The sequence below is a fragment of the Roseibium sediminis genome, from assembly GCF_008711325.1.
GTDB classification, from domain to species: Bacteria; Pseudomonadota; Alphaproteobacteria; order Rhizobiales; family Stappiaceae; genus Roseibium; species Roseibium sediminis.
Map to the genome: position 1 here is coordinate 104,545 of NZ_VXDB01000007.1, position 24,508 is coordinate 129,052.

Consider the following 24,508-nt stretch of genomic DNA (forward strand, 5'->3'; position numbering starts at 1 on the left):
CACATTTCAGGACTGGAAAATGTGCCCAAACTACGTCGAGTACTCCTAACCGAAGGCCCATCGATAGAGCCTGAACCATTTTGCTGCAATTCCGTTATCTTCAACCACAACATAGGGCGTTGAACGGGGCTCCCGCTTCAATGCTGTATCGCGCCACAAATTTACGATTTCGACGAATGTTTCTGCAGATGATGCAGCAAACTCTTCGACAGGATTTCTTGAACTGTATTTGTGCTGCGCGACGAACTGCCCTATCGCGATCTCTCGATCAGAGGAAAATTCGTTTGTCTCGTCCTCTCTCTCGTCATCCGAAACAGTCTGGTCCACCTTGCGAAAGGCCAAGTACACAGCCCCTATGTCGGCTCGTCTGCCGTATCGGTCCTGACGAAAATACTCAATAAGGGTAAAGCGAGACACTTGCTTCCAAGAATAAAACTCATCCTTGCCGCCCAGACGATATGTGAAACCAGTCGACGAGAGTATGATCTGCTCAATCAGAAATCGTTGCGCCCAACCGAAGTATACACCAGCCGCAACCAATGCAGAGACAAGAGCGGGAACAAGGAGCGATCCCTCCAAACCGGGAAGAAAAGCCTTGGAACAGATGAAACCTGCTACTGCGCCCGCAGCTACAGCGAAAAAAACGATAAGCCGTGCTTTGTAAGGATCGGGCTTCAGTATCAAGGTTTGGCTGGCATCCAGCTCATTTATCGAAAACACTTCACAACTCGCAAAACATTAAATCCCATACCGTGCGATGATCATGTCGGCGCTTTCCTCGATGATGGTCTGCATCTCGTCTTTGGAGACCACGGCTCCGGCAAAGAGGTTCGGCAGGAAGGCTTGCGCCTTGATCAGTCCGAGAAACTGTTCGCCAGCCCGCTTGGGATTGTCAGCCTTGAGCTTGCCTTCGCGGGTCGCCCTTGCCATGAAGTCCTCAAAAACGATCAACTTGTTCATCTTCGAGGTCAGATCGGCGGCAAGTTTCGGATCACGGATGATCTCGCCCATGATCATGCGAATGAGGCGCATGAAACACGGGTTGGTCAGAAGTTCACCTTCCGCCCATCCGAGGCGGATCAGGCTGTCACGGATCGGCAGATTCGGGTCATAAGGAATTTCAAGGGCAGCGTTGAGCTGATCGACGAGACTTTCCGCAATGGCCTGAAACAGGCATTCCTTGTTCTCGAAGTGATTGTAGACAGTGCGCTTTGAAACGTTGGCGCGCTCTGAAATGCGGTCCATGCTGGCGCCAACGAAACCCCGGTCCTGGAATTCCGCGATTGCCGCCTCGATTATCTGGGTTTTCTTCTGGTCCGCTACCTGCATTTCACTTTCCGATTGTGCCGCCCCCTTACATCTCAAATTTCGCTCCCTATGTAAACTTGGGAGTTTACACACTCCCGCCCGTCAATTACACTACACAGTATAGTTTACCCCTCCAGCCAGTGATTTCCAGCCAGGGAGGCACGGACAAAATGTCCATTACCTTGAAAATAAATGGCGAAACCCGAACCGTCGACGCAGAACCGGATACGCCGCTGCTCTGGGTTCTCAGAGACGACCTGCAGATGACCGGCACAAAGTTCGGTTGCGGCATTGCCTCCTGCGGGGCCTGCACGGTTCATCAGGACGGCGAACCGATCCGCTCCTGCCAAACATTTATCGGCGACCTTGAAGGCGCAAACATCACGACCATTGAAGGCGTGAACGGCAAGGCGGCAGAGGCTGTGCAAGCGGCCTGGCAGGAACTGGATGTTCCCCAATGTGGCTATTGCCAGTCCGGCCAGATCCTCGCGGCAACCGCACTTCTTGCCGAAACACCCAAGCCGACAGACGAAGATATTGATGCCGCAATGGACGGCAATGTCTGCCGCTGCGCCACCTACGCCCGTATTCGCAAGGCAATCCACCTTGCCGCCGACAAGATGGAGGGCTGACCCCATGCTGCATCTTCTTCAAAAGCCGCTGGAAGCTGCCAAGCCGTCCCGCCGAACCTTCCTCAAGATGTCGGCAGGGACCGTCGGTGGCCTGATCATCGCCGCCAAACTGCCGAACATTGCCGAAGCAGCTGGCGCTGATGAACTCGTCCAGCCGTTCGTTCACATTCGCCCCGACAATTCCGTTGTTGTCATCGTCAAACACCTCGACAAGGGCCAAGGCGCAGCCACAGGCCTCGCCACCCTGGTGGCCGATGAACTTGACGCCTCCATCGAGCAGGTTTCGACAGAATTCGCGCCATCCAATCCGGAAGTTTACAAGAACTTCCTGTTCGGCGTGCAAGGCACGGGCGGCTCTACCGCGATTGCCAACTCCTTCCAGCAGTATCGCCAGGCTGGCGCTGCCGCAAAGGCGATGATCATTGCTGCAGCCGCAAAGAACTGGGAAGTTCCGGCCGGCGAAATCAGCATCTCCGGCGGCGTTGTTTCGCACGCTTCCGGCAAATCGGCGACATTTGGCGAGCTTGTCGGCGCTGCAGCTGCTCAGGAAGTTCCAGCAGAGCCGACGCTAAAGACGCCGGATCAATGGGTCTATATCGGCAAGTCGTTCCCGCGCGTTGACACACGCAACAAGACTGTCGGTGCACCTGGTACCTACACGATGGATTTCCAGCGCGACGACATGCTGGTTGCCGTTGTTGCCCGCTCTCCGCGGTTTGGCGGCAAGCTGAAATCTTTTGATGCCGAAGAGGCAAAAGCCGTTCCCGGCATGGTGGATGTGATCACGCTTCCGGCAGGCGTTGCGGTTGTCGCAAAATCGACATGGCCGGCGATCAAGGCCCGCGAGCTGATTTCTGCAGAATGGGATGACAGCGCAGCCGAAACCCGATCAACCGATGTCATGATGCAGGAACTGGCGGCAATGGCTTCCACTCCGGGCATCAGCGTGCGCAAGGACGGAGGCGCTGAAGCTGCGCTCGCCTCGGCGGCAAAAGTCATCGAGGTCGACTACGAATTCCCGTTCCTAGCCCATGGCACGATGGAACCGCTCGACGTCGTCATCAGCTTTGACGGCTCCGCTGCAGAAGTTTGGGCCGGCTCCCAGATCCAGACCATCGACCACAATGTGACGGCTGCCGTTCTCGGCATCCCGTTCCCGCAGGTGAAAATCAACACGCTCTGGGCGGGTGGATCCTTTGGCCGTCGGGCAACACCCGATGCCCATGCCTATGCCGAAGCTGCCATTCTGGCCAGGGCGCTCCATGAGAAGGGCACCTCCGGCGTCCCGATCAAGATTGTCTGGACCCGCGAGGACGACATGACCGGCGGATATTACCGCCCCATGTCCGCCCACAAGGTCAAGGTCGGCCTTGATGCAAGCGGCAACGTCGTCGCCTGGTCGCATCGCATGGCCGCGAAATCGATCATGAAGGGAACCGCTTTCGAACCCATGGTCATGCCAAACGGGATCGACCACAACATGACCGAAGGCGCTCATGATACGACCTATGCGTTCCCGGCCATGGAAATGGACCAGCATTTTGCGGAAACGCCTGTTCCGGTTCTCTGGTGGCGGTCCGTGGGGCACACCCACTCAGGCTATGTCATGGAAACCATGATCGATCGCTTGGCCAAAGAGGCCGGAGAAGACCCGGTCGCCTATCGCCTGAAGATGATCAAGGACGATCCACGCAAGGTAGCGGTTCTCAAGCTGGCTGCGGAAAAGGCCGGTTGGGGTTCCGATCTGCCGGAAGGCCGCTATCGCGGCGTTGCGGTTCACAAGTCCTTCGGGTCCTACGTGGCAGAAGTGGCCGAAGTCTCTATGCGAGAAGACGGCACCTTCAAGGTCGAGAAGGTTGTGTGCGCGGTTGATTGCGGTATTCCGGTCAATCCGGACAACATCGTTGCCCAGATCGAAGGCGGCCTCGGCTATGGCCTTGGAGCGATCCTGCGCAACGAAATCACCCTGACGGACGGTGTGGTCGACCAGACAAACTTCGACACCTATGAGCCGATCCGCATGTCCGACGTGCCGGAGATCGAGGTTCACATCATTCCGTCAACCGAGGCGCCGACCGGCATCGGCGAACCCGGCACGCCCCCGATCGGTCCTGCCGTTGCAAATGCCATTGCCGCGGCAAAGGGCGACTGGGTAACCAGCCTGCCGCTGTCAAAACACGGATTGGTATAAGCCAACGCGCGGGCCTGATCATACGTCAGGCCCGCGTCCAGACTGCAAATATTCTAGGGCGACACACTCTGCAAACGCCTCGAAAGCAATATTTCAAACCATCGTTATTTACTTCACAATTTATGATTGTTTTTTATTATTTCACCCTCAATTAACGCAGACGTTTACTGCAAATAAACGAAACTAACCCAGAGTTCGCTTAACTACTCTTGCAAGTCGGAGCGAACATGCGCCTCAATTTTTCCAGAATAAGCGGAAAGCTTCCGGCAATTATTGTCGGATGCTCTGCAGTTACCGCTGTTGTCATTGGGGCGCTGGCCTACATGGTCAGCTCGGCGAGTATCGAACGCCTGACAGATGAAAGACTGCGCGGATTGGCAGACGCCAGGGCCAATGACCTTCACCACTATCTCGATTCAGTGACCGAGGATCTGATCGTAACCGCGGCCAATCCCGCAACCGGGCGCGCCATCAAGGTCATGCAGGAAGCCTGGTCCCAACTTCCGGGAAACCAGCAAGAGATCCTGCAGAAGGCTTACATCGAAGACAACCCGCATCCGCTCGGACAAAAGGATGAACTGGTTACAGCTGGAAACAGCGTCTATGACGAGAAACATGCCTATTATCATCCGTTCTACCGCAAGAAGCTGAAAACACGGGGCTACTACGACATCTTCCTGTTTGGGCTCGATGGGTCGCTCGTTTACACCGTGTTCAAGGAACTCGACTACGCCACGAACCTTCTGGACGGTGAATGGAAAGACACCGATTTGGGGAACGCCTATCGTACTGCGCTCACCGCAAATGAAGGCAATGTAAGCTTCTTCGACTTCCAGCCCTATGCACCGAGCGCGGATGCGCCAGCCAGCTTCATTTCGAGCCCGGTCTTCTATGAAGGCAAGCGGGTCGGGGTTCTGGTCTTCCAGATGCCTGTCGACAAGATCAACGAAATTATCAGCAACAACAAAGGTCTGGGACAATCCGGGGAATTTGTTCTTCTCGGTGAAGACGGATTGTTCCGAAATGATTCAACCAAGACTCCCGATGTAAATGATATCTTGTCTGCAACTGTTGAGGGCGACTTTGTCAAGGAAGCCTTTGCAAATGAGGCCGCTACCGGTCTCTTGCCTGACTTCAGGGGAGAAGGTTATCACGCTGCTTCCAAGAATTTCGAATTTCACGGGGTAAAATATACCGTTCTTGCAACGTTGGCCGACCGGGAGATTCTCAAGCCGCTCGTAGATCTGAGGAACAACATCCTGATGATCTTCGTCGGCATCGTGGTAGTGATTGCCGCCATTGGCTGGTTTGCCGCCCAGGGATTGGTCAAGCCGATCAGTGGCCTCGTTGAAGACGCAAAACGCCTTGCCAGTGGTGACGTTTCCGTCACTTTCGACGAAGCCTCGCGACCGGATGAGATAGGGGACATAGCGTCAGCCATCGCGGGATTCCGGGACACGGTTCAGAATCAGGCGGAACTTGCCCGGCAACAGAAAATTGAAGATGCCAAGCGTGAGGAGCGCCAGAAGCAGGTCGAAACCCTCATCAGCGAGTTCCGGTCCCACTCCGCAGAGCTGCTGGAATCTGTCCAGAACTCCATGGCGCAGGTGCAATCCAATGCCCATGAAATGCGCTCTGCCGCAGCTCAGGCCCAGGAACAGACCTCAGAGGCAACTGGCGCGACCGAACATGCCTCCAACAATGTTCAGGTCGTTGCCGCCGCCACAGAGGAACTGTCGGCCTCCGTTTCCGAAATCGGACAACGTGTGGAAGAAACCTCCCGCGTCATTCAGGACGCCACAAACCGGTCTCAGCAAAGCAACGAGAAAATGAAGTTGCTTGAAACCGGGTCAGCGCGAATTGGCGAAGTGGTCAGCCTCATTCAGGCAATTGCCGAACAGACCAACCTTCTTGCCCTCAATGCCACGATTGAAGCTGCACGTGCAGGTGAAGCCGGCAAGGGCTTTGCGGTGGTCGCCGCAGAAGTGAAGGACCTGGCCACACAGACGTCGAAGGCGACCGAGGAAATCTCGAACCAGATCTCCGAGATCCAGGCCGCAACCGCCGAAGCTGTGAAATCGATCGAGGGCATCGTCGCCATCATGGCTCAGGCAAATGACAACGCTTCTTCTATTGCCGCCGCTGTTCAGGAGCAGGATGCAGCAACAGCAGAAATCAGCCGCAGTGCCGCAGATGCGTCGGAAGGAACCCGTTCGACAGCTGGCAACATGGGTGCTGTTTCGGAAGTTGTTGCCAACACGGCGCATTCCGCAAGCGAAGTGGAAACCGCGACCGAGATGGCTGCCGACAGGCTTCGTGAGCTCAACACCACGGTCATGACCTTCCTTCAGAAAGTCGCTGCTGCCTGATCCAGAACACGATCGGCCAGCAAAAACCCGGCGCCCAGAAGGACGCCGGGTTTTTTACATGTTCAGACAATCTCGAAAATCAGGATGCGATTGCTTCGCGGTCCTTCTTGCGCATGCGTTCGGACGCAGATTTCAACTGCCCACAGGCAGCAAAGATGTCACGCCCGCGCGGTGTGCGGATCGGTGAGGCATACCCCGCCCGATTGACGATATCGGCGAATTCCTCGATTCGCTCCCAATCGGAGCACTCGTATTCGGAGCCCGGCCACGGATTGAACGGGATCAGGTTGATCTTGGCAGGAATGCCCTTGAGCAGCCGAACCAGTTCCTTGGCGTCCTGATTGCTGTCATTCACGCCTTTCAGCATCACATATTCAAAGGTGATGCGCTTGGCATTTGACAGGCCCGGATACGCACGGCAGGCATCCAGCAAGTCCTTGATCGCCCACTTCTTGTTGATCGGCACGAGTACATTGCGCAGGTCATCGCGAACCGCATGCAGGGAGATGGCCAGCATGCAGCCGATTTCGTCACCCGTGCGGGCAATCTCGGGAACAACACCTGAGGTAGACAGGGTGATCCGACGCTTGGACAAGGACAGGCCGTCGCCATCGGACGCGATCAAAAGGGCGGTCTTCACATTCTCGAAATTGTAGAGCGGCTCGCCCATTCCCATCATCACGATGTTGGACACAAGGCGCCCTTCCGAGGGAACAACCGCCCCTTGCGGCGTTTGTGCTTCCGGGAAGTCTCCAAGGCGATCGCGCGCCATCAGGATCTGGGAGAGAATTTCCTCTGATGTCAGATTGCGAACGAGCTTCTGGGTTCCCGTGTGACAGAAGGTACAGGTCAGCGTGCAGCCAACCTGAGAGGACACACAAAGTGTCCCGCGTCCTTCTTCCGGGATATAGACGGTTTCGACCTCTACCGGGCGTCCTGCGCCACGGGCAGGGAAGCGGAACAGCCACTTGCGTGTCCCGTCGACCGAGATCTGCTCATCGACAATTTCCGGCCTCGCGATTGTGAAATGCTCGGCAAGCAATGCCCGAAGGTCCTTGGCGATATTCGTCATTGCCGAGAAATCGGAAACACCCCGCACATAGAGCCAGTGCCACAGCTGGGCCACACGCATGCGCTGCTGCTTTGGCGCAATGCCGATGCCCCCGAGCGCTTCAGCCAGCTGTTCCCGGCTCAAGCCGATCAAGGAGGGCTTTTCCTCAGCAGGCGACGGCAGCACCGCCGTCTTGTCTGCAACAACAGGAGCCGCATTCGGGTTGTCCCGAGCGATATTCAAACTGGTCGCCATGTCCTGATCCATCCAATGTCGGCCGGTGCCGCATTTGATCGCCTGCTCCGCAAATCCGGAACGACCCCGCAGGCAGAAACGCTGCAGAACCTCGGCGGATGACCGGGAGCCAAAAGCGAATTGCCCGGCAGAGCCGGGCAAATCTCAACGGACGAATACAGAATATCGCCCCGAAAATCAAGAAAAACGCTTTGACCCCTGCTGGCCCCATGCAGCGCATGCGACCGGCAACATCAACCTTTAGCGGCAGGCAGCCTGCGCCGAGTTGATCGCAGCAGTCACGCCCGAAAGCGAGAACTTGTAGGAGGTCTTGGTCCCGCGGCTGGATTCGGCATGAACCGTCAACTCACGACCGGCTCTCATGGCATTGACCAGCTGCGTTTCGGACGCAGCATTGTCAACCCATGCACCGTCGTTGTTGGTGAACATGGAGAACCGGTTACCATCCACGTCGGCAACCACTGTCGACTTGTCTTTCAGCGGATACCCGACCAGCAGGCTCGGCTCCGAAGACACACCTTCCGCCGGACGGGACGTGATGAAGAAGAACACATCACCATGGTTCCTGTCGCCCGGAAGCATTTGTGTCGGTTTTGTGAGTGCGTAGCAAACTTTGCCACTTCCACCCGAGAGGGAATAGGCCGCCCAGTCGTTGTGCTGCTTCAGCAGGGTCGGGGACTGTGCGAAAGCCGCTGCACTACTTACAACAAGACCCACGATGGCCAATCCCAGCGATTTAGCTTTCATCATCTCCACACCATTGGCTTGTGAAACTTCTGTCACATTCTTTTCAAATGCCACTTTGTTTATAAACTCCACTTTAATGATAACTTAAAGCGAGTTACGAAAGGGTTGAAATTGTCGGGAAGTTTCAGCTCCTGAATATTTCGCCCCCTGCTCATCATTCTCATTACCTGACCGGATAATTCGGCAACAGTGTGACATTGCACCCCCGCCCCCCTTACTAATTGAGCGGAACCTGCTACACAGGAGACCATGGCAAGGAGTGGTTAGGCCGTTGGATCAGCTGCAGTATTTCTCAGATCTTGTGGTGAAGGTTGCCGTCAACCGTGACAGGTCCGCATTTGCGGAGCTGTTCGATCACTTTGCGCCGAGACTGAAGGGTTTCCTGATGCAGCAGGGCGCTGACGACAGCGCCGCAGAAGAAATTGCGCAGGACGTGATGGTCACGCTTTGGCGCAAGGCCGACCTGTTTGACCCGAAGAAATCGTCCGCCAGCACCTGGCTTTTCCGGATTGCAAGGAATCGGAGGATCGACCAGCTGCGCCGCCGCAAGAGCGCGGAGCTGGACCCGGAAGACCCGTCCCTGCATCCAAGTGAGCCGGTTGACGTCGCCGAGGACATGGATGCACGTCTTCGTGAGGAACGGGTCCGCATCGCCCTTTCAACACTGCCCGAAGAGCAAAGACAGGTCGTCGACCTCGCCTTTTTCTCAGGCCTTTCGCACAGCGAGATATCCGACCAGACCGGATTGCCGCTTGGCACCGTAAAATCCCGCATTCGCCTTGCGTTTGGCCGCCTCAGGCAAGCCATTGAGGCCGATGCGGCCGTTGATGTCGACTAACGATAGTCCACAGCGCGCCCATCAGGTGCCGGGAACCTTTCGACCGCGCCGCATGATTGGTCCGCCAAAAACGTGCTCCGGTCGCTCAATCTTCGGACCGCCTGCTGTTAGTGACCTTTCGGCATAGCGCCCGAGTGCCCGATGCCGGTCATACATCACGATTGCGCCAGCCATCGCCACATTGATGCAGAACTTGGTCGGGATCTTGATCACATGATCACAGCGTTCCAGCATCTGTGGTGACAGGGATCCCCGCTCCGGGCCAAGGATATAGGCTGCCTGCAGCGGATGCCCGAAGCTCGGCAGGTCGATAGCGTCGTCCGTCAGTTCCACGCCCACGAGCTGACAACCTTTCGGGAGATCCATCGTCTCCACGCTGTCCCACGAAAAGACTGGCAGATGCCCGGGGCTTTTTGACGTATCAGTCGGCGGTGCCTTGCGGATCTTTGCTTCGGCATCGACCGTGAAGAAGAAATTTGCGCCAAAGGCATGGGCAGACCTCATCAGGGTTCCCAGGTTCATCCGCTTGGAAAGCCCTTCCGCCCCCACTGCAAAATAGCCTCGCATCGCCAATTTCACCTTCTCTCATCTCGGTCCTGTGCGAGCCTTATAAGCCCACGAGAAGAAAACGGGCAACGCACTATCCCATTTTCCAGATGTGTTCCGGCTGGCTATGGGTAAGAATGGCAATGCAAAAGGAATTGGGAGACTGTCTTGAAAGCTTGCCTGTGCACATCGCTCGACGCCGGATCGATACTTGAAATCGCCGATTTGCCCGACCCGGTGGCAGGGCCGGGCGAAGTCGTGGTCAATGTGAAAGCCTGTGCGCTGAACTTTTTCGACACGCTGATCATTCGCGGCCGCTACCAGTACAAGCCGGAGCTGCCGTTCTCCCCCAGCGCTGAAGGCGCAGGTGTCGTGGACTCCGTTGGCGAAGGCGTGGAGGGCTTTCGCCCCGGGGACCGGGTGATGGCCTATATCTGCTGGGGCGCTGCACGCGAAAAAATCATCGTGCCGCAAAACCTGTTGGTGCCCATCCCCGATGAAGTTCCTTTCGATGTCGCAGCCGGTCTCTCGGTAACCTATGGCACCACACTCCACGCCTTCAAGGACCGCGCGGACCTGAAACCCGGCGAAACCGTTGCCGTACTTGGGGCATCGGGCGGCGTTGGACAGGCTGCAGTCGAGATTGCCACCATCATGGGCGCGGACGTCATCGCCTGCGCCTCGTCACAGGAAAAACTGGAATTTGCCAGAAGCCTCGGCGCCCGCAGGACGATCGACTATTCCAGCCAGTCGCTGAAGGACAGCCTGAAGGAACTGACCGAAGGCAAGGGCGTTGATGTGGTCTATGATCCGGTGGGCGGAGACCTTGCCGAACAGGCAATTCGCGCCACGGCGTGGGAAGGCCGGTTTCTGGTCATCGGCTTTGCAGCGGGCGACATCCCCAAAATCCCGCTCAATCTGCCACTCCTGAAAGGCTGTGACATTCGGGGTGTCTTCTGGGGTGCGGCTGTCGAACGCGACCCGGACGGTCACCGCGCCAACATGGCGCAGCTTCTGGAATGGGTGAAGGACGGCAAGCTCAAGCCGCACATCCATGCCACCTACTCCATGGACCGGATTTCAGAGGCGCTGGAAGAAATCGCCGCCCGCAGAGTGTTGGGCAAGGTGATCGTTCACCCCTGAAGCCGACAAGAGACGGGCGGACGGATCACGGTCCGCCCGGCTTGATCAGGCTTCAAATTCGGCAATCACAGGTGCGTGGTCCGAGGGCTTTTCCCAGCCTCGGGCCTCACGCAGCACGCTTGTCGACCTGATCGCACCTTTCAGCGGATCAGACACCCATACATGATCAAGGCGCCGGCCCTTGTCGGCCTTTGACCAGTCCTTTGCCCGGTAGCTCCACCACGTGTAGATCTTCTCGTCCATGGGCGTGAACTGGCGCATAGCATCCAGCCATTTCCCGGTTTCGCGCACTTCTTCAAAGAGGTCGGTTTCAACCGGCGTGTGCGAGACGACTTTCAATAGCTGCTTGTGAGACCACACGTCGTGCTCATAGGGAGCGACATTGAGATCGCCGACCAGCACGGCGGGACGGGCTGTTTCCGCGCCCTGAAGCCAGTCTTTCATCTCCGCCATGAATTTCAGCTTGTGATCGAACTTGTCGTTGATTGCCGGATCCGGCTCATCGCCGCCTGCCGGAACATAGAAATTATGCACCCTGACGCTCGATCCGTTGAAAGGGACGTCGACGGCAAGATGACGGGAATCACCCATATTGCAGAATTCGCGCTTTTCGACATTGCTCAAGGGCAGACGCGAGACAGTGGCAATGCCGTGATATCCCTTCTGCCCGTTGATGGCGATATGATCGTACCCGGCTGCCTTGAATGCCTTTTCCGGGAAGTTGGCATCCGGACACTTGGTTTCCTGAAGGCACAGCACATCCGGTTGAACCTCGGCCAGAAGCCGCTCGACAATCGGCATGCGCAGACGAACCGAGTTGATGTTCCAGGTCACAAGTTTCAGGCGGTTTGTCATGACGTCCCGTATCTCCGCATTTTTGACGGAGACAGTCATAGAGCCTGAGGCTGACGGCGCAAAGGCCTAACACCAAGCCTGCTGAAATTCTCCTGACAGGCCACTTGAAACGATCAAATTCGCTCCCAAATGACCGCCGTCCATATTCCATTAGGAAAACTGCCACATTTTAACGATGTCATTCGCGAATCATAAACACGGACGAATCCCCTTGCGCCCCATGATCGATATAATCTGCGCCATCCTCAGCGCTTTCGCCCTCGCAGCCTGTTCGGGATACGATTTTCCCGACCCGACGCCTGAAGACTACGCCATCCACGGGATCGATGTCTCACGCTGGCAGGGCGATATCGATTGGCATGCCGTCAAGCGGGCCGGCACCGAGTTCGCCTGGATCAAGGCAACGGAAGGCGGCGACCACTTTGATCCGAGGTTCTTCGACAACTGGACGGCAGCCAAGGCCGCCGGTGTCCGGCGCGGGGCCTATCACTTCTATTATTTCTGCCGTCCGGTGGAAGAACAGGTGGCCTGGGTCAAGGAGGTCATTCCGGTCGATCCCACGGCCATCCCGCTTGTGCTTGACATGGAATGGAATGCCCATTCCAAGACCTGCCGTGATCGCCCGCCGCGCGAACAGATCCTGCGGGACATGAAATATTTCCTCGACGAAACCGAAAAGCACTACGGCAAGCGCCCTGTGATCTATTCGTCCGTGGACTTCCACCGAGACCGACTGGTCGGCGCTTTCAAGGATGAACACTTCTGGCTGCGCTCCGTGGCGGCCCACCCGAACCGGGTTTATGAGATGCGCGAAGACTGGGTGTTCTGGCAGTACACGGCCACAGGAACTGTAGACGGTGTGGATGGGGACGTTGATCGAAATGCCTTCTTCGGCACGCGCTCCCAGTTCCAGCAGTGGCTGAATGGCGAACTGAAACGTTAGAGCACGTCTCCCATTCACTGAATCACTCGACGTGCTCTAAATATTTGATTTGGCGCATTTCCTGACGGCGAACCGGTATCCACTTCGCCTGGAAATGCTCCAACGCTTTCAGGAATTTGCAGGTTGAACGGGGCCCTCATGGGCCCCGACTCATTTCCAGACTTGCGACCCGTTGGATCAACGCACCTTGATCTGATGTGCGATCTTGTCACCGTCGCTGACCGTGACTTGGGTGAACCCCATGAGCTTGCAGAAATCGAGGAAATTCAGGTCCTGAGGCCGGTCGACCTGCGCAAAAAGCGGGGTGGCGCGAGCACGGGAGGTCAGGCTGGCAAGGAGGGCACGCAAACGATACAGCGTGTCATACCGGCCAGCTGTTGTGCCCACGATGATCAGCTTCTGAAGCTGGCCACCCTTTGCAAAGAGGTGATAGCCCGCGTCGTGATTCTGATCGAGCTGCTGGGCTGCAAGCCCGACAACAAACGCGGCGCGGGATGCTTCCGTAGCGTCCGGCGCCATGTCGATCTCCGACACATAGACTTCCTGTGTCTGCGGCGTTGGATAATAGTATCCGGCATGAAGGTCTGTCGCTTGCGCGGCAAGTGGCAGCAAGCTTAGACACGCGAACAGAACCAGACGGCCAATTGTCATATATGCCTCCCCGACAATTGAAGAATTCAGCCGAACATGACCGTCCGGCTGCGGGAAGGCAACGGCCTCACGAATATGTCAATTCGTTTTCTGTGGGCCTGCCATGACAAGCGACCAGAACACCTTGTGCTTGGCAGACGGCGAATAGGCCGTGGAAATTCCAAGCCGTGTCGCATTCGGATCAAGCAGCACTGCGTTATGGTTCGGGGATTCCCGCCAGCCGGAGAAGGCTTCTGCCAGTGTCCGGTATCCGCCGCTGACGTTTTCGACTGCCGAAACCCCGTCCTCGCCAATGGAGGCCATACGCGTGGCAAGGGCGTTTTCCTTTTTCAGCGACGCTTTCACGTTGCCGGCACTTGCCATGGAAACAGCCTGAACATTGGCGATACGGGTCAGGTTGGCATCGGCCACGACCGGGCCAAGCCCGTTGTTCCGGCGATATTGCGAGATCATCTGCGCGGCCGTCTGCGCATCCACCACGGCGCCCGTCTGGGCCATGTTCTGATAGAAAGTCGGCGTCTGGACCGGTTCGGACACACACCCGGCAAGCCCGAGGGCCCCGCACAGAACCACCGCGTACCGAGCTGCTGCCCGGCCAGAGAACTTGACCACGATTCACCCTCACATGAGTGCTGATTTTGGCGCACACTATCTGGAGGGCGAGCGTTTGGAAAATCCTATTTCGAGATGGTCCCCCAAAGAGAAGAAGAAAAAAAGACCCGCCGAAGCGGGTCTTCAAGTCAGGCTACGTGAGGCCTAGCCTCGGGGAGAAAACTCTGTCTTTCAGCGCTTTGACGCTTCCAGAACATCCTCAAGCGTCCGAAGACCCGTGGTCGGCGCACTGACCAGCACGGACATGTTGCCCGGTGCATGCTGGTTCTTCCACATCTTGGTATGCGCCTTCGGGATCTGGTCCCACGGAAAGACTTCCGACATATAGGGATCGATTCGCCGCTCGATCATCAGCTTGTTGGCAGCCGATGCCTGCTTGAGATGGGCAAAGTGAGACCCCTGCAGTCGCTTCTGGTGCATCCACATGTAGCGAACGTCGAAGGTGCAGTTGAAGCCGGACGTGCCAGCACAGATCACGACCATGCCGCCCTTCTTGCAGACGAAGGTGGACACCGGGAAAGTTGCCTCGCCGGGATGCTCGAACACGATATCGACATTGTTGCCCTTGCCGGTGAATTCCCAGATCGCCTTGCCGAACTTGCGAACCTCGTTGAACCACTCCTTGTATTCAGGAGAATTGACCTTCGGCAGCTGGCCCCAGCAATTGAAGTCCTTGCGGTTGATTACGCCCTTGGCGCCCAACCCCATGACAAAATCGCGCTTGTCTTCATCGGAAATGACGCCGATGGCATTTGCGCCTGCCGCATTGATCAGCTGGATCGCATAGGACCCGAGGCCACCGGAGGCACCCCAGACCAGCACGTTCTGACCCGGCTTCAACTCGTGCGGATGATGGCCGAAGAGCATGCGGTAGGCGGTTGCCAGTGTCAGTGTGTAGCAGGCGCTTTCTTCCCAGGTCAGATGCTGCGGCCGCGGCATCAGCTGCTGTGCCTGAACGCGGGTGAACTGGGCAAAGGAACCGTCATGGGTCTCATAGCCCCAGATACGCTGGGTGGGAGAGAACATCGGGTCACCGCCGTTGCAGTCCTCGTCGTCCCCGTCATCCTGGTTACAGTGGATGACAACCTCGTCACCAACCTTCCAGCGCTTCACCTTGTCACCGACAGCCCAGACGATGCCTGACGCATCCGAACCAGCAATGTGATAAGGGGCCTTGTGAACGTCGAACGGGCTGATTGGTTCGCCGAGGCCAGCCCAGATGCCATTGTAATTGACACCAGCAGCCATCACGAGAACCAGCACTTCATTGCTGTCCAGCTCCCAGGTCGGAACGACCTCGAGCTGCATTGCCTCTTCCGGCGCCCCATGACGCTCGCGGCGGATCGCCCAGGCGTACATGTTTTTCGGCACGTGGCCGAGGGGCGGAATTTCGCCAATCTCGTACAAATCTTTCACCGGAGCGTCTCCCCGCGTCTGGTTATCATTTGCTTCGGCTGCAGCCGTCATAAATGCCTCCTCATGGACCAGCGTGTGTGCTTCCTTCACCCTGCCAGCTTCGCATGTGCACAAAGCCAATCTGAGTGAAAACCCGATTTTGCGCAACTATTGTTCAAAATTGCACATCTTTATATTAGACTATTGCTCAACTTGCGTTCCGCGCCAAGCTTATTTTTGCATTGCATATAAAAAGGTCTTTTCAGGTCGGCGTCAAACCGGCAAGAATTGACCCCGAGGAATAGCACTGGAACCCGACTGGGGAATTCTGGGCGAGGCAGCAGAATAGGCGGCATTGCCCACGGAGGAGAGAGAATGACGAACCGGGAAAAAAGTGAACGCGATCGTCCGTGGATTTTCCGCACTTATGCCGGACACTCCACAGCCGAGGAATCCAACAAACTGTACCGGACCAACCTGTCCAAGGGGCAAACCGGTCTCTCCGTCGCCTTCGATCTGCCGACCCAGACCGGGTATGATCCCGATGATCTGCTTGCGCGCGGCGAAGTGGGCAAGGTCGGAGTTCCCGTCTCCCATCTCGGCGACATGCGGGCGCTTTTCAATGAAATCCCCCTTGAGCGCATGAACACGTCGATGACGATCAACGCGACGGCTCCCTGGCTTCTGGCCCTTTATGTGGCAGCTGCCGACGAGCAAGGCGCCGATCGTTCGCTCCTGTCGGGAACAACCCAGAACGACATCATCAAGGAATATCTGTCGCGCGGCACCTATGTGTTCCCGCCCGCACAATCCCTGAAGCTGACCAACGACATCATCGGCTGGACCTATTCCAACATGCCAAAATGGAACCCGATGAACGTGTGTTCCTACCATTTGCAGGAAGCTGGAGCGACGCCGGTTCAGGAACTCTCCTTTGCCCTTGCGACCGCTGTCACCATCCTGGATACGCTGAAGGCCAGCGGCACCATTCCGGCAGAGGACTTCCCCAAGGCCGTTGGTCGTATCTCCTTCTTCGTCAACGCTGGCATGCGCTTTGTCACCGAGCTATGCAAGATGCGCGCGTTTACCGAGCTTTGGGACGAAATCTGCCGTGAGCGCTACGGCATCGAGGACGAACGGTTCCGCCGCTTCCGCTATGGCGTTCAGGTGAACTCCCTCGGACTGACCGAACCGCAGCCGGAAAACAACGTTTACCGCATCCTGATCGAGATGCTGGCCGTGGTTCTGTCCAAGAATGCCCGCGCACGCGCCGTACAGCTGCCAGCCTGGAATGAAGCGCTCGGCCTGCCCCGTCCCTTCGACCAGCAATGGTCCCTGCGCATGCAACAGATCGTCGCCTATGAAACCGATCTTCTTGAATATGGAGACATTTTCGACGGCTCATCGGAAATCACCCGCAAGGTTGAGGCCCTGAAGGCCGAGGCACGCGAAGAGCTGGCCCGGATAGATGAAATGGGCGGCGCGGTTGCCGCCGTCGAATCCTCCTACATGAAGCGCAAGCTGGTGGAAGCAAACTCTGCTCGCCTTGCCGGGATTGAAGCTGGCGAACAGATTGTTGTCGGCGTGAACAAGTGGACCGAAAGCGAGCCCTCACCGCTGGCTGGCGGCGAAGACGGCGGCATTTTGACAGTGCCAGAGCATGTTGAAGCCGAAGCCGTGGAAAAGGTGAAAGCTTGGCGCGACAGCCGCGACCAGGCTGCTGTCGATGCAGCGCTTGCAGACCTGCGGTCCGCTGCTCAGGAAGGCCGCAACATCATGGAGCCCTCCATTGCCGCAGCCAAGGCCGGAGCCACGACAGGCGAGTGGGGTAAGGTTCTGCGGGACATCTTTGGCGAATATCGCGCACCCACGGGCGTCGGGCAGGCTGCCCGCGAAGATGCCGGAGACCTTGAAGCCGTACGCAAGGATGTCGATCTGGCGTCCGCCAAGCTTGGCCGCCGCCTGAAGTTTCTTGTCGGCAAACCCGGTCTCGACGGCCATTCCAACGGCGCTGAACAGATCGCCGTGCGCGCCCGAGACTGCGGCATGGAAGTGGTCTATGAGGGCATCCGCCTCACCCCTGCACAAATTGTGAATGCAGCTGTGGAAGAAGATGTGCATGTCATTGGACTGTCTATTCTTTCCGGATCGCACCTTGCGCTGGTTCGCGACGTGATGGATCGCCTGCGCATTGCCGGGGCGGACGATATTCCCGTGATCGTCGGCGGCATCATTCCCGACGAGGATGCTGCCGTTTTGAAGGCCATGGGTGTTGCTGCCGTCTATACGCCGAAGGACTTCCAGCTGACGGAAATCATGGCCGACGTTGTGAGGATCGTCTCCTCCCACGCCGAAAAGGCCGCCTGATCATTTTTCAGGCGTCATTTCGGCGACCAGAAGGTCGGTGACCTGCCGAAGATACGGGCTGTCCCCGCCGGGGGCAGCCTTCAACCCCAGAACACGCCCGGTGTCGGCGCGTGTTTCAAAAAGCCGCACCAGACGGCCAGCCTCAAGATCTGCAGTAATAAGGTCATGGTGGCCGATCAAGACACCTGCGCCGTTTCGGGTTTCCTCCACGGCCAGTGCATAGAGCGAAAATGCCGGCCCTTTGAGGATCGGGAAGTTGTCGGCCCCGGCTGACGCAAGCCAGATACCCCAATCCGTGTTCCACGTCGCGTCCTCAAGGCAGGCAATTTCAGCAAGCTTTTCCAGACTGTCGATCTCGCGCGCCACTTCCGGGGCTGCAACGGGATAGATTACATCGTCAGAGAGCCGCACCACCCCATCTTCCAGGACTTCCTCGGCCTCCAGATAGAACAGGCAGATATCATAGTGGTCCCTCGCCACATTTGGCGGCTGCTCCAGAGCGGAAACAGAAATCGAAGCGCTGGGAACCGCTTTGCGGATCTTCGGCAAGCGCGGAGAGAGCCAGAGCTGGGCAATGCTCGGGAGAGCCGCAATCCGGATCTTGTCCGGAGCTGCCGCCAGTCGCAGCTTTCGCGAAGCTTCTCCCAGAAGATCAAAGGCCTCGGTAAAATCTGGAAGCACACGTTGCCCCAAGCGGTTCAGCCGGACCCCTTGCGGGTGACGGTCAAAGAGGGCAGCGCCCGCCCAGGCCTCCACGGCCTTTACGTGTTGGGCAATCGCCCCGGCTGACACATTCATCTCCTGCGCCGCCGAGGTGAAACTGCCGAGCCGGGCAGCAGCTTCAAAGGCCCTAAGCGCGTTGAGCGGTGGTCCCTTGGGACGGGGAGGAGCAACAGCCATGGCAAAGACCTAGTTTTTCTAGGGCTAGTATTCAGTAAATCTGATTTGCAGCAAGGAGAAATTGCCGGTTAGCTCAGCACAAATGTTGGAGGATACCACCCATGAATGCTCTCTACCCCCGCCCCTGGGTTCCTGTTGATTGTGAAACCCACATTCTGGCGCTTGCCCAACAATCCACGAAGCCGTCGCGCGACATCAGCGCCCGACTGGACGACCTGGTGGAGGAAAACCGCCGCATTCATGAGGAACGCTGCTTCAATTTGAACCCTGCCTCCAACGTCATGAACCCCAAGGCGGAAGCCGCTCAGGCAAAAGGCCTCGGGTCGCGCGCCTCGCTCGGCTATCCCGGCGACAAATACGAGATGGGTCTGGAAGCCATCGAGGAAATCGAGGTTCTGGCAGCAGAACTGAGCGCCGAGATCTTTCGCGCCCGTTTCGCAGAAGTTCGCGTTCCATCGGGTGCGATTGCCAATCTCTTTGCCTTCATGGCGATCTGCAAACCCGGTGACACCATTATCGCCCCGCCCGCCTCGATCGGCGGCCATGTGACCCATCACGATGCGGGATGTGCCGGTCTTTACGGCCTGAACATCAAGCATGCACCGGTATCTGCCGACGGTTACACTGTTGATCTCGACGGCCTTCGGGCGCTGGCGAAACAGGAAAACCCGAAGCTGATCACCATTGGCGGCAGCCTCAATCTCTTTGAACATCCTGTGAAGGAAATCAGGGCGATTGCCGACGAGGTTGGCGCAAGGGTGCTGTTTGATGCCGCGCACCAATGCGGCATGATCGCCGGAAGCCTGTGGTCAAACCCGCTGGAAAACGGCGCCGACATCATGACCATGAGCACCTACAAGAGCCTTGGCGGCCCGGCTGGCGGCCTGATCGTGACGAATGACGCAGATCTTGCCGAAAAGATCGACCGGATCGCCTTTCCCGGCATGACAGCAAATTTCGATCCGGGCAAGACAGCAGCGCTCGCCTATACGATGCTCGACTGGCGCGAATTCGGCCACGCCTATGCCAAGGCCATGCAGGCCACATCTCAGGCCTTTGCCGGACAGCTTGATAGAGCGGGCATCCCGATCTTCGCGAAGGCGCGCGGATACACCCTCTCCCACCAGTTTGCGATCGAGGCAGCCAGCTTTGGCGGCGGCCAGACAGCGGCAAAGAAAATAGCAAAAGCCGGTTTCCTTGCCTGCGGCATAGGCCTGCCGATTGCACCGGTCAATGGCGACCTCAACGGCCTCAGGATCGGCACTCCGGAAATGGTGCGCTGGGGCGTGAGCGTTGAAGATATTCCGCAGATCGCGGACATTCTAGCCAGAGCCCTGACCGGGGATACCCCGGAAAACCTTACGGAAGAGACAGCTACCTTGCGCAAGCGTTTCAACAAGGTGCACTACGTTCTCGATTAACTGCCGGTTCCGGACTGGTCGGACGAAGGACGAACTTGCTTTGTGCAGTGCGATAAGCATTATCAATCCGTCAAATGCATGTGGACGGGGAGTGAGCACGTGGCCAAGACCAATCCGGGAAACTATTTCGAGGACTTTGAAATCGGACAGGTGATCCGTCACGCGACACCGCGGACGGTCACCCATGGTGACGTTGCCCTCTACACCGCCCTTTATGGTTCCCGCTTTGCCGTTCAGTCCTCCGACGCCTTCTCATGGTCGCTGGGGTACGAACAGGCCCCCATTGATGATCTGCTGACCTTTCACATCGTCTTCGGCAAGACTGTCCCCGACATCTCGCTGAATGCGGTTGCCAATCTTGGATATGCAGGCGGGCGTTTCCTTGCCCCGGTCTATCCGGGCGACACCCTGTCCGCTATTTCGGAAGTCATCGGCAAGAAGGAAAATTCCAACGGCAAGACCGGCGTCGTCTATGTCCGCTCCACCGGCTACAAGTCCGATGGCACCGAAGTGCTGGACTATGTCCGCTGGGTGATGGTGAACAAGGCTGATGCCAGCAATCCGGCTTGCAAACCTGTCGTTCCCGAACTTCCCGCCGCCATTGACCCGAACGCTCTCGGCAATGCCGTTCCCCTGCTCGACATGGAACATTGGGACGACAAGCTTGCCGGTTCGCCCTTCCGCTTCAAGGATTATCAGGTCGGCGAGAAAATCGACCATGTCGACGGAATGACGCTGGAAGAGGCCGAACACCAGATGGCCACCAGGCTCTACCAGAACACGGCCAAGGTGCATTTCGACCAGTTCTCCGCCAATTCCGGTCGCCATGGCCGTCGCCTGATCTATGGCGGGCACATTATCAGCATGGCCCGTGCCCTCTCCTTCAACGGTCTTGGCAATGCTTTTCACATGGCCGGCATCAATGGCGGGCGCCACGTTGCCCCGGCTTTTGCAGGCGACACCATTTACGCCTGGTCCGAAGTGCTCGACACAGCCGAAATCGAAGGCCGCGAGGATGTTGGCGCGCTGCGTCTTCGCCTTGTCGCCACCAAGGACCGGCCCTGCGCGGACTTCCCCTACAAGGCAGACGAAAAGACCTATGAAGACGGGGTCATTCTCGACTTCGACTACTGGGCGCTGATCGCAAAATAACCCTTCTCATTGCCCGCTTGGAATTCTGCCGAAACTGCGTCAGACTTGACCGATCGGCAGAAATCCTTGGGAGGGGAACATGCTGACGACCCTGTCGGCACGTGAGACGTCCGAACTTATCGGTATCATGCAGGATCTGACGAGGCTCTCGAACAGCCACGAGCTCAGACAGCGCGTGGGCGAACGTCTGCTCGGCCTGCTGAATGCGGACTTCTTCGCCTCCTTCGTCGCAGGCCCACCCGGGCACGGCTATGGAAACCGGGCCTCGGTCAACATGACCCCGGCCAATCTCGATCTCTACGAAGCGTATTTCCAGCACCGCGACCCGATCACGCAAAAGCTGGCAAGGCGGCGGCACGCCGTCCATGTCAACGAGGTCATCGACCAGTCTGACCTTGAAAGAACCGAGTTCTACAACGACTTCCTGCAGCGCGACGGTCTGCATCATGGCATGAACTATCATGCCCATGACGGCGCCGTGCATGTCGGAGACCTGAGGGTCTGGCGCTCCCGCGCCAAGGACACTTTCGACCGACGCGACGTGGACATCCTTCAGGCGGTAGGAACCGCCTTCTCCAATGCCGTGATCCAGCATCGTCGCTTTGAGGAAAATCTCCGTCAGCTCGATCCACTTCAAACGCTGGAGAGCGTCGCCCAAGGATGGTCATTGACCCCTCGCGAGACAGAAATTCTGTCCTGCATGACCCGTTTCGGACGAGATCAGGACATTGCCGATCATCTTGGCGTCTCGGTCACCACCGTGCGAACCCATATCCAGCGGCTGTTTCAAAAGGCCGGGGTCAACAATCGAACCGCACTGGTAACCAGGCTGATGGCCGCGCGTCCCAACTAACCGACGGCTGGTATCCGCGCCCGCATCCTCAAAAATGAGGACGCGTTGCAGCGCATTCTTCGCTCCAATGCTCTTCCGATCTTGACGGGAGGAATGATCATGGGAGTTCGCAGTATCTTGACCCTTGGAGCAATGGCACTTGGCAGCCTGCCAGCACTCGCGGGCGACAATCTGAAGGACCTGACCGCCAGCGAAGCCGCAGCGCAGATCGCATCCGGCACACTGTCACCGCAAACATATGTTGACGCCCTGCTTGAGCGGATCGGCGATGATCCGGGCAACGCGTTCATCACGCTGGACGCAGATGGCGCCAAGTCTGCAGCGCTGAAGGAGCCGTCAGAAAAGGGCCCCTTGTTCGGGGTGCCCATCGTCGTGAAGGACAACATCGCCGTTCAGGGTCTGCCGACCACCGCCGGAACGCCCGCTCTCGCCAATTGGCATCCCGCAAAGGATGCCCCAGTGGTGGAGCGGCTGCGCAAGGCAGGCGCGATCATTCTCGGCAAGACCAACCTGCATGAACTGGCCTTTGGCATCACATCCAACAACGCCGCCCATGGCCCAGTTGCCAATGCCTACGCATCAGATCGCTTCGCAGGCGGATCAAGCGGTGGAACCGGTGCAGCCGTCGGGGCCCGGTTTGCACCTGTCGGATTGGGGACAGATACCGGTGGGTCGGTTCGCATTCCTGCAGCGCTCAATGGCGTCTATGGGTTCCGTCCTTCCGTCGGCAGATATCCGCAGGCAGGGATTGTTCCAATTTCCCACACGCGCGACACCGCCGGACCGCTTGCCCGCACCATGAAGGATATCGCCTTGATGGACGGCATCATCACGAATGGCGAAACCGACCTAAAAGCCCTCGATCTGTCCGGGGTTCGCCTTGGACTCCCGTCAGCCTTCAATGGCCATGTGGATAGCGAGACGGATCGCCTCATGAAAGCGGCGCTTGAAAAGCTGGAAGCGGCAGGCGCAACCCTGGTTCCGCTCGATCTTGCGGACATTCAGGACCTCAATAGCCAGATCGGTTTCCCGATTGCCCTGTTTGAAGCCAAACACGATATTGCAAAATTCCTTCAAGAAAACGGGACGGGCCTCACGATCGACCAACTGGCCGCCGGGATCGCCAGCCCGGACGTGAAATTTGTCTTCGACAATCTGATTCTCGGAGATCAGGCCGTGCCGGAAGCAGCCTATCGCAGTGTGATTGACGACCTTCGCCCCAAACTGCAGGCGCGATATGCCGAAGTATTTGCAGCCCACCGTCTGGATGCCCTTGTCTTCCCGACAACCCCCCTTCCTGCGCAGCCCATCTCAGGCTCCGATCTGGAAGTCAAGTTGCAGGGCACCAAGGTCCCGACCTTCCAGACATTCATCCGGAATACGGACCCCGGATCCAACGCCGGCCTCCCCGGTCTCTCGATCCCCGTCGGACTGACAAGCGACGGTCTGCCCGTCGGGCTGGAGCTTGATGGCCCGGCCTTTTCGGACAGGCATCTGCTGGCTCTCGGGCTTGCGGTAGAGGCGCTGCTCCCACCAACACCTGCCCCCTGATACGTGATCGCGACGGTTTCTGGCCAGAAAGCCCCGGTTTCGGGGCTTTCCCTTTGTCAGGTGGACTGCAACACTCTTAGAGCAGACCGATGAGGCATGGGGGGATGCAGATGGACCGCGTATCATTTACCCGGATGAAGGATGGCACCAAGGCCGACTATGACCTGCTGGCAGAAGCCGAACGGCCCTACCACGCCCTCACCGCTGACCGCATTCTGGCCGAACTTCGCAAACAGGGAGAGGATTCCCTGTCAGGCTATCAGATTACCCGCATGGATCACGGTTTGCAGGCTGCCACCAGAGCGCTGCGGGAAGGCGCGGATATCGATTGGGTGGTCGGTGCTCTGCTGCACGATATCGGCGACGGCCTCGCCCCCCAGAACCACGACCGATTTTCGGCAGAAGTCATCCGACCCTTCGTTCGCGACGAAGTCGCCTGGGTGGTGGAGCATCACGGCATCTTCCAGATGATCTACTACGCCCATCATTATGGCTGGGACGAAAACGCACGCGACCGCTTCAAGGATCATCCGTGCTTCCAAAGCTGCGCGGATTTTTGCGAACGGTGGGACCAGTCATCCTTCGACCCGGACTATCCGACCGAGCCGGTTGAAACCTTCGAGCCAATGGTTCGCGAAGTCTTCGCCCGCAAGGCCTACGACCCGGACGTCATTCAGGAAGGTGTTGTGAAGGGACTGCCGACGCTTTCGGCCTGACCCCGGACATTC

At 57.7% G+C, this 24,508-nt stretch carries 22 protein-coding genes; 12 read left to right on the top strand and 10 right to left on the bottom strand.

All coding sequences use genetic code 11. From position 1 onward, the window contains the following. Nucleotides 1–45: 45 nt before the first annotated feature. Together F0155_RS08865 and F0155_RS08870 are read right to left on the bottom strand one after the other, a co-directional pair. Nucleotides 46–720, bottom strand: coding sequence for a hypothetical protein (locus F0155_RS08865; RefSeq protein WP_150524139.1), 675 nt, complete (start codon nt 718–720; stop codon nt 46–48). A gap of 18 nt (nt 721–738) precedes the next feature. After that, nucleotides 739–1,329, bottom strand: a complete 591-nt coding sequence (locus F0155_RS08870) for a TetR/AcrR family transcriptional regulator (protein ID WP_150524140.1) — start codon at nt 1,327–1,329, stop codon at nt 739–741. Between the two features lie 149 nt (nt 1,330–1,478). Here F0155_RS08870 and F0155_RS08875 point away from each other — a divergent pair, with 149 nt between their 5' ends. From F0155_RS08875 to F0155_RS08885, 3 genes are all read left to right on the top strand, one after another. Further along, nucleotides 1,479–1,940: a (2Fe-2S)-binding protein gene (locus F0155_RS08875; RefSeq protein ID WP_150524141.1), complete on the top strand. Its 462-nt coding sequence runs from the start codon at nt 1,479–1,481 to the stop codon at nt 1,938–1,940. A gap of 4 nt (nt 1,941–1,944) precedes the next feature. Further along, nucleotides 1,945–4,131 carry a xanthine dehydrogenase family protein molybdopterin-binding subunit gene (locus F0155_RS08880; protein WP_150524142.1) on the top strand — a complete coding sequence of 729 codons (2,187 nt, stop codon included), beginning with the start codon at nt 1,945–1,947 and terminating at the stop codon, nt 4,129–4,131. 227 nt (nt 4,132–4,358) lie between these two features. Continuing rightward, nucleotides 4,359–6,500 (top strand): methyl-accepting chemotaxis protein, encoded by a 2,142-nt coding sequence (locus F0155_RS08885; protein ID WP_150524143.1) that lies wholly within the window; start codon nt 4,359–4,361, stop codon nt 6,498–6,500. A gap of 79 nt (nt 6,501–6,579) precedes the next feature. Here the strand turns inward: F0155_RS08885 and rlmN are convergent, their stop codons facing one another. After that, a complete protein-coding gene (rlmN, locus tag F0155_RS08890; protein ID WP_150524144.1) occupies nt 6,580–7,806 on the bottom strand; it encodes a dual-specificity RNA methyltransferase RlmN in 1,227 nt (408 codons plus the stop codon). 240 nt (nt 7,807–8,046) lie between these two features. After that, entirely contained in the window at nt 8,047–8,553 is a 507-nt protein-coding gene (locus tag F0155_RS08895; protein WP_204934424.1) for an invasion associated locus B family protein, read from the bottom strand. A 271-nt stretch (nt 8,554–8,824) separates the two neighbouring features. Between F0155_RS08895 and F0155_RS08900 the strand changes: the two genes are divergently transcribed. Next, on the top strand, nt 8,825–9,391 hold the full coding sequence (locus F0155_RS08900; protein WP_150524145.1) for a sigma-70 family RNA polymerase sigma factor: 567 nt from the start codon (nt 8,825–8,827) through the stop codon (nt 9,389–9,391). 21 nt (nt 9,392–9,412) lie between these two features. Here F0155_RS08900 and F0155_RS08905 read toward each other — a convergent pair whose 3' ends face one another. Further along, nucleotides 9,413–9,958 (bottom strand): RNA methyltransferase, encoded by a 546-nt coding sequence (locus tag F0155_RS08905; RefSeq protein WP_150524146.1) that lies wholly within the window; start codon nt 9,956–9,958, stop codon nt 9,413–9,415. A gap of 147 nt (nt 9,959–10,105) precedes the next feature. On the opposite strand from F0155_RS08905, the gene F0155_RS08910 reads away from it, so the two are divergent. Then, on the top strand, nt 10,106–11,080 hold the full coding sequence (locus F0155_RS08910) for an NADPH:quinone oxidoreductase family protein (RefSeq protein ID WP_150524147.1): 975 nt from the start codon (nt 10,106–10,108) through the stop codon (nt 11,078–11,080). A gap of 45 nt (nt 11,081–11,125) precedes the next feature. Here the strand turns inward: F0155_RS08910 and xth are convergent, their stop codons facing one another. Continuing rightward, nucleotides 11,126–11,935, bottom strand: a complete 810-nt coding sequence (gene xth / locus F0155_RS08915) for an exodeoxyribonuclease III (RefSeq protein WP_150524148.1) — start codon at nt 11,933–11,935, stop codon at nt 11,126–11,128. Between the two features lie 220 nt (nt 11,936–12,155). On the opposite strand from xth, the gene F0155_RS08920 reads away from it, so the two are divergent. Beyond that, nucleotides 12,156–12,878: a glycoside hydrolase family 25 protein gene (locus F0155_RS08920; protein WP_150524259.1), complete on the top strand. Its 723-nt coding sequence runs from the start codon at nt 12,156–12,158 to the stop codon at nt 12,876–12,878. 177 nt (nt 12,879–13,055) lie between these two features. On the opposite strand, the gene F0155_RS08925 is transcribed toward F0155_RS08920, so the two are convergent. From F0155_RS08925 to ccrA, 3 genes are all read right to left on the bottom strand, one after another. After that, entirely contained in the window at nt 13,056–13,529 is a 474-nt protein-coding gene (locus F0155_RS08925; RefSeq protein ID WP_192913785.1) for a hypothetical protein, read from the bottom strand. Between the two features lie 78 nt (nt 13,530–13,607). Beyond that, entirely contained in the window at nt 13,608–14,141 is a 534-nt protein-coding gene (locus F0155_RS08930) for a CAP domain-containing protein (protein ID WP_244303489.1), read from the bottom strand. A 171-nt stretch (nt 14,142–14,312) separates the two neighbouring features. Beyond that, nucleotides 14,313–15,608 carry a crotonyl-CoA carboxylase/reductase gene (ccrA, locus tag F0155_RS08935; RefSeq protein ID WP_150524149.1) on the bottom strand — a complete coding sequence of 432 codons (1,296 nt, stop codon included), beginning with the start codon at nt 15,606–15,608 and terminating at the stop codon, nt 14,313–14,315. 303 nt (nt 15,609–15,911) lie between these two features. On the opposite strand from ccrA, the gene F0155_RS08940 reads away from it, so the two are divergent. Next, complete coding sequence (locus F0155_RS08940; protein WP_150524150.1) at nt 15,912–17,903, top strand: protein meaA; 1,992 nt, start codon at nt 15,912–15,914, stop codon at nt 17,901–17,903. On the opposite strand, the gene F0155_RS08945 is transcribed toward F0155_RS08940, so the two are convergent. After that, complete coding sequence (locus F0155_RS08945; protein WP_150524151.1) at nt 17,904–18,803, bottom strand: LysR family transcriptional regulator; 900 nt, start codon at nt 18,801–18,803, stop codon at nt 17,904–17,906. A gap of 101 nt (nt 18,804–18,904) precedes the next feature. On the opposite strand from F0155_RS08945, the gene F0155_RS08950 reads away from it, so the two are divergent. The 5 genes from F0155_RS08950 (at nt 18,905) to F0155_RS08970 (ending at nt 24,496) form a co-directional block, all read left to right on the top strand. Then, nucleotides 18,905–20,224 carry a serine hydroxymethyltransferase gene (locus tag F0155_RS08950; protein ID WP_150524152.1) on the top strand — a complete coding sequence of 440 codons (1,320 nt, stop codon included), beginning with the start codon at nt 18,905–18,907 and terminating at the stop codon, nt 20,222–20,224. A 99-nt stretch (nt 20,225–20,323) separates the two neighbouring features. Continuing rightward, nucleotides 20,324–21,376: a MaoC family dehydratase gene (locus F0155_RS08955; RefSeq protein WP_150524153.1), complete on the top strand. Its 1,053-nt coding sequence runs from the start codon at nt 20,324–20,326 to the stop codon at nt 21,374–21,376. A 79-nt stretch (nt 21,377–21,455) separates the two neighbouring features. Continuing rightward, entirely contained in the window at nt 21,456–22,229 is a 774-nt protein-coding gene (locus F0155_RS08960) for a helix-turn-helix transcriptional regulator (protein WP_150524154.1), read from the top strand. Nucleotides 22,230–22,328: 99 nt separating this feature from the next. After that, entirely contained in the window at nt 22,329–23,780 is a 1,452-nt protein-coding gene (gene iaaH, locus F0155_RS08965) for an indoleacetamide hydrolase (protein ID WP_192913786.1), read from the top strand. A 110-nt stretch (nt 23,781–23,890) separates the two neighbouring features. Beyond that, nucleotides 23,891–24,496: an HD domain-containing protein gene (locus F0155_RS08970; RefSeq protein WP_192913787.1), complete on the top strand. Its 606-nt coding sequence runs from the start codon at nt 23,891–23,893 to the stop codon at nt 24,494–24,496. Nucleotides 24,497–24,508 lie beyond the last annotated feature (12 nt).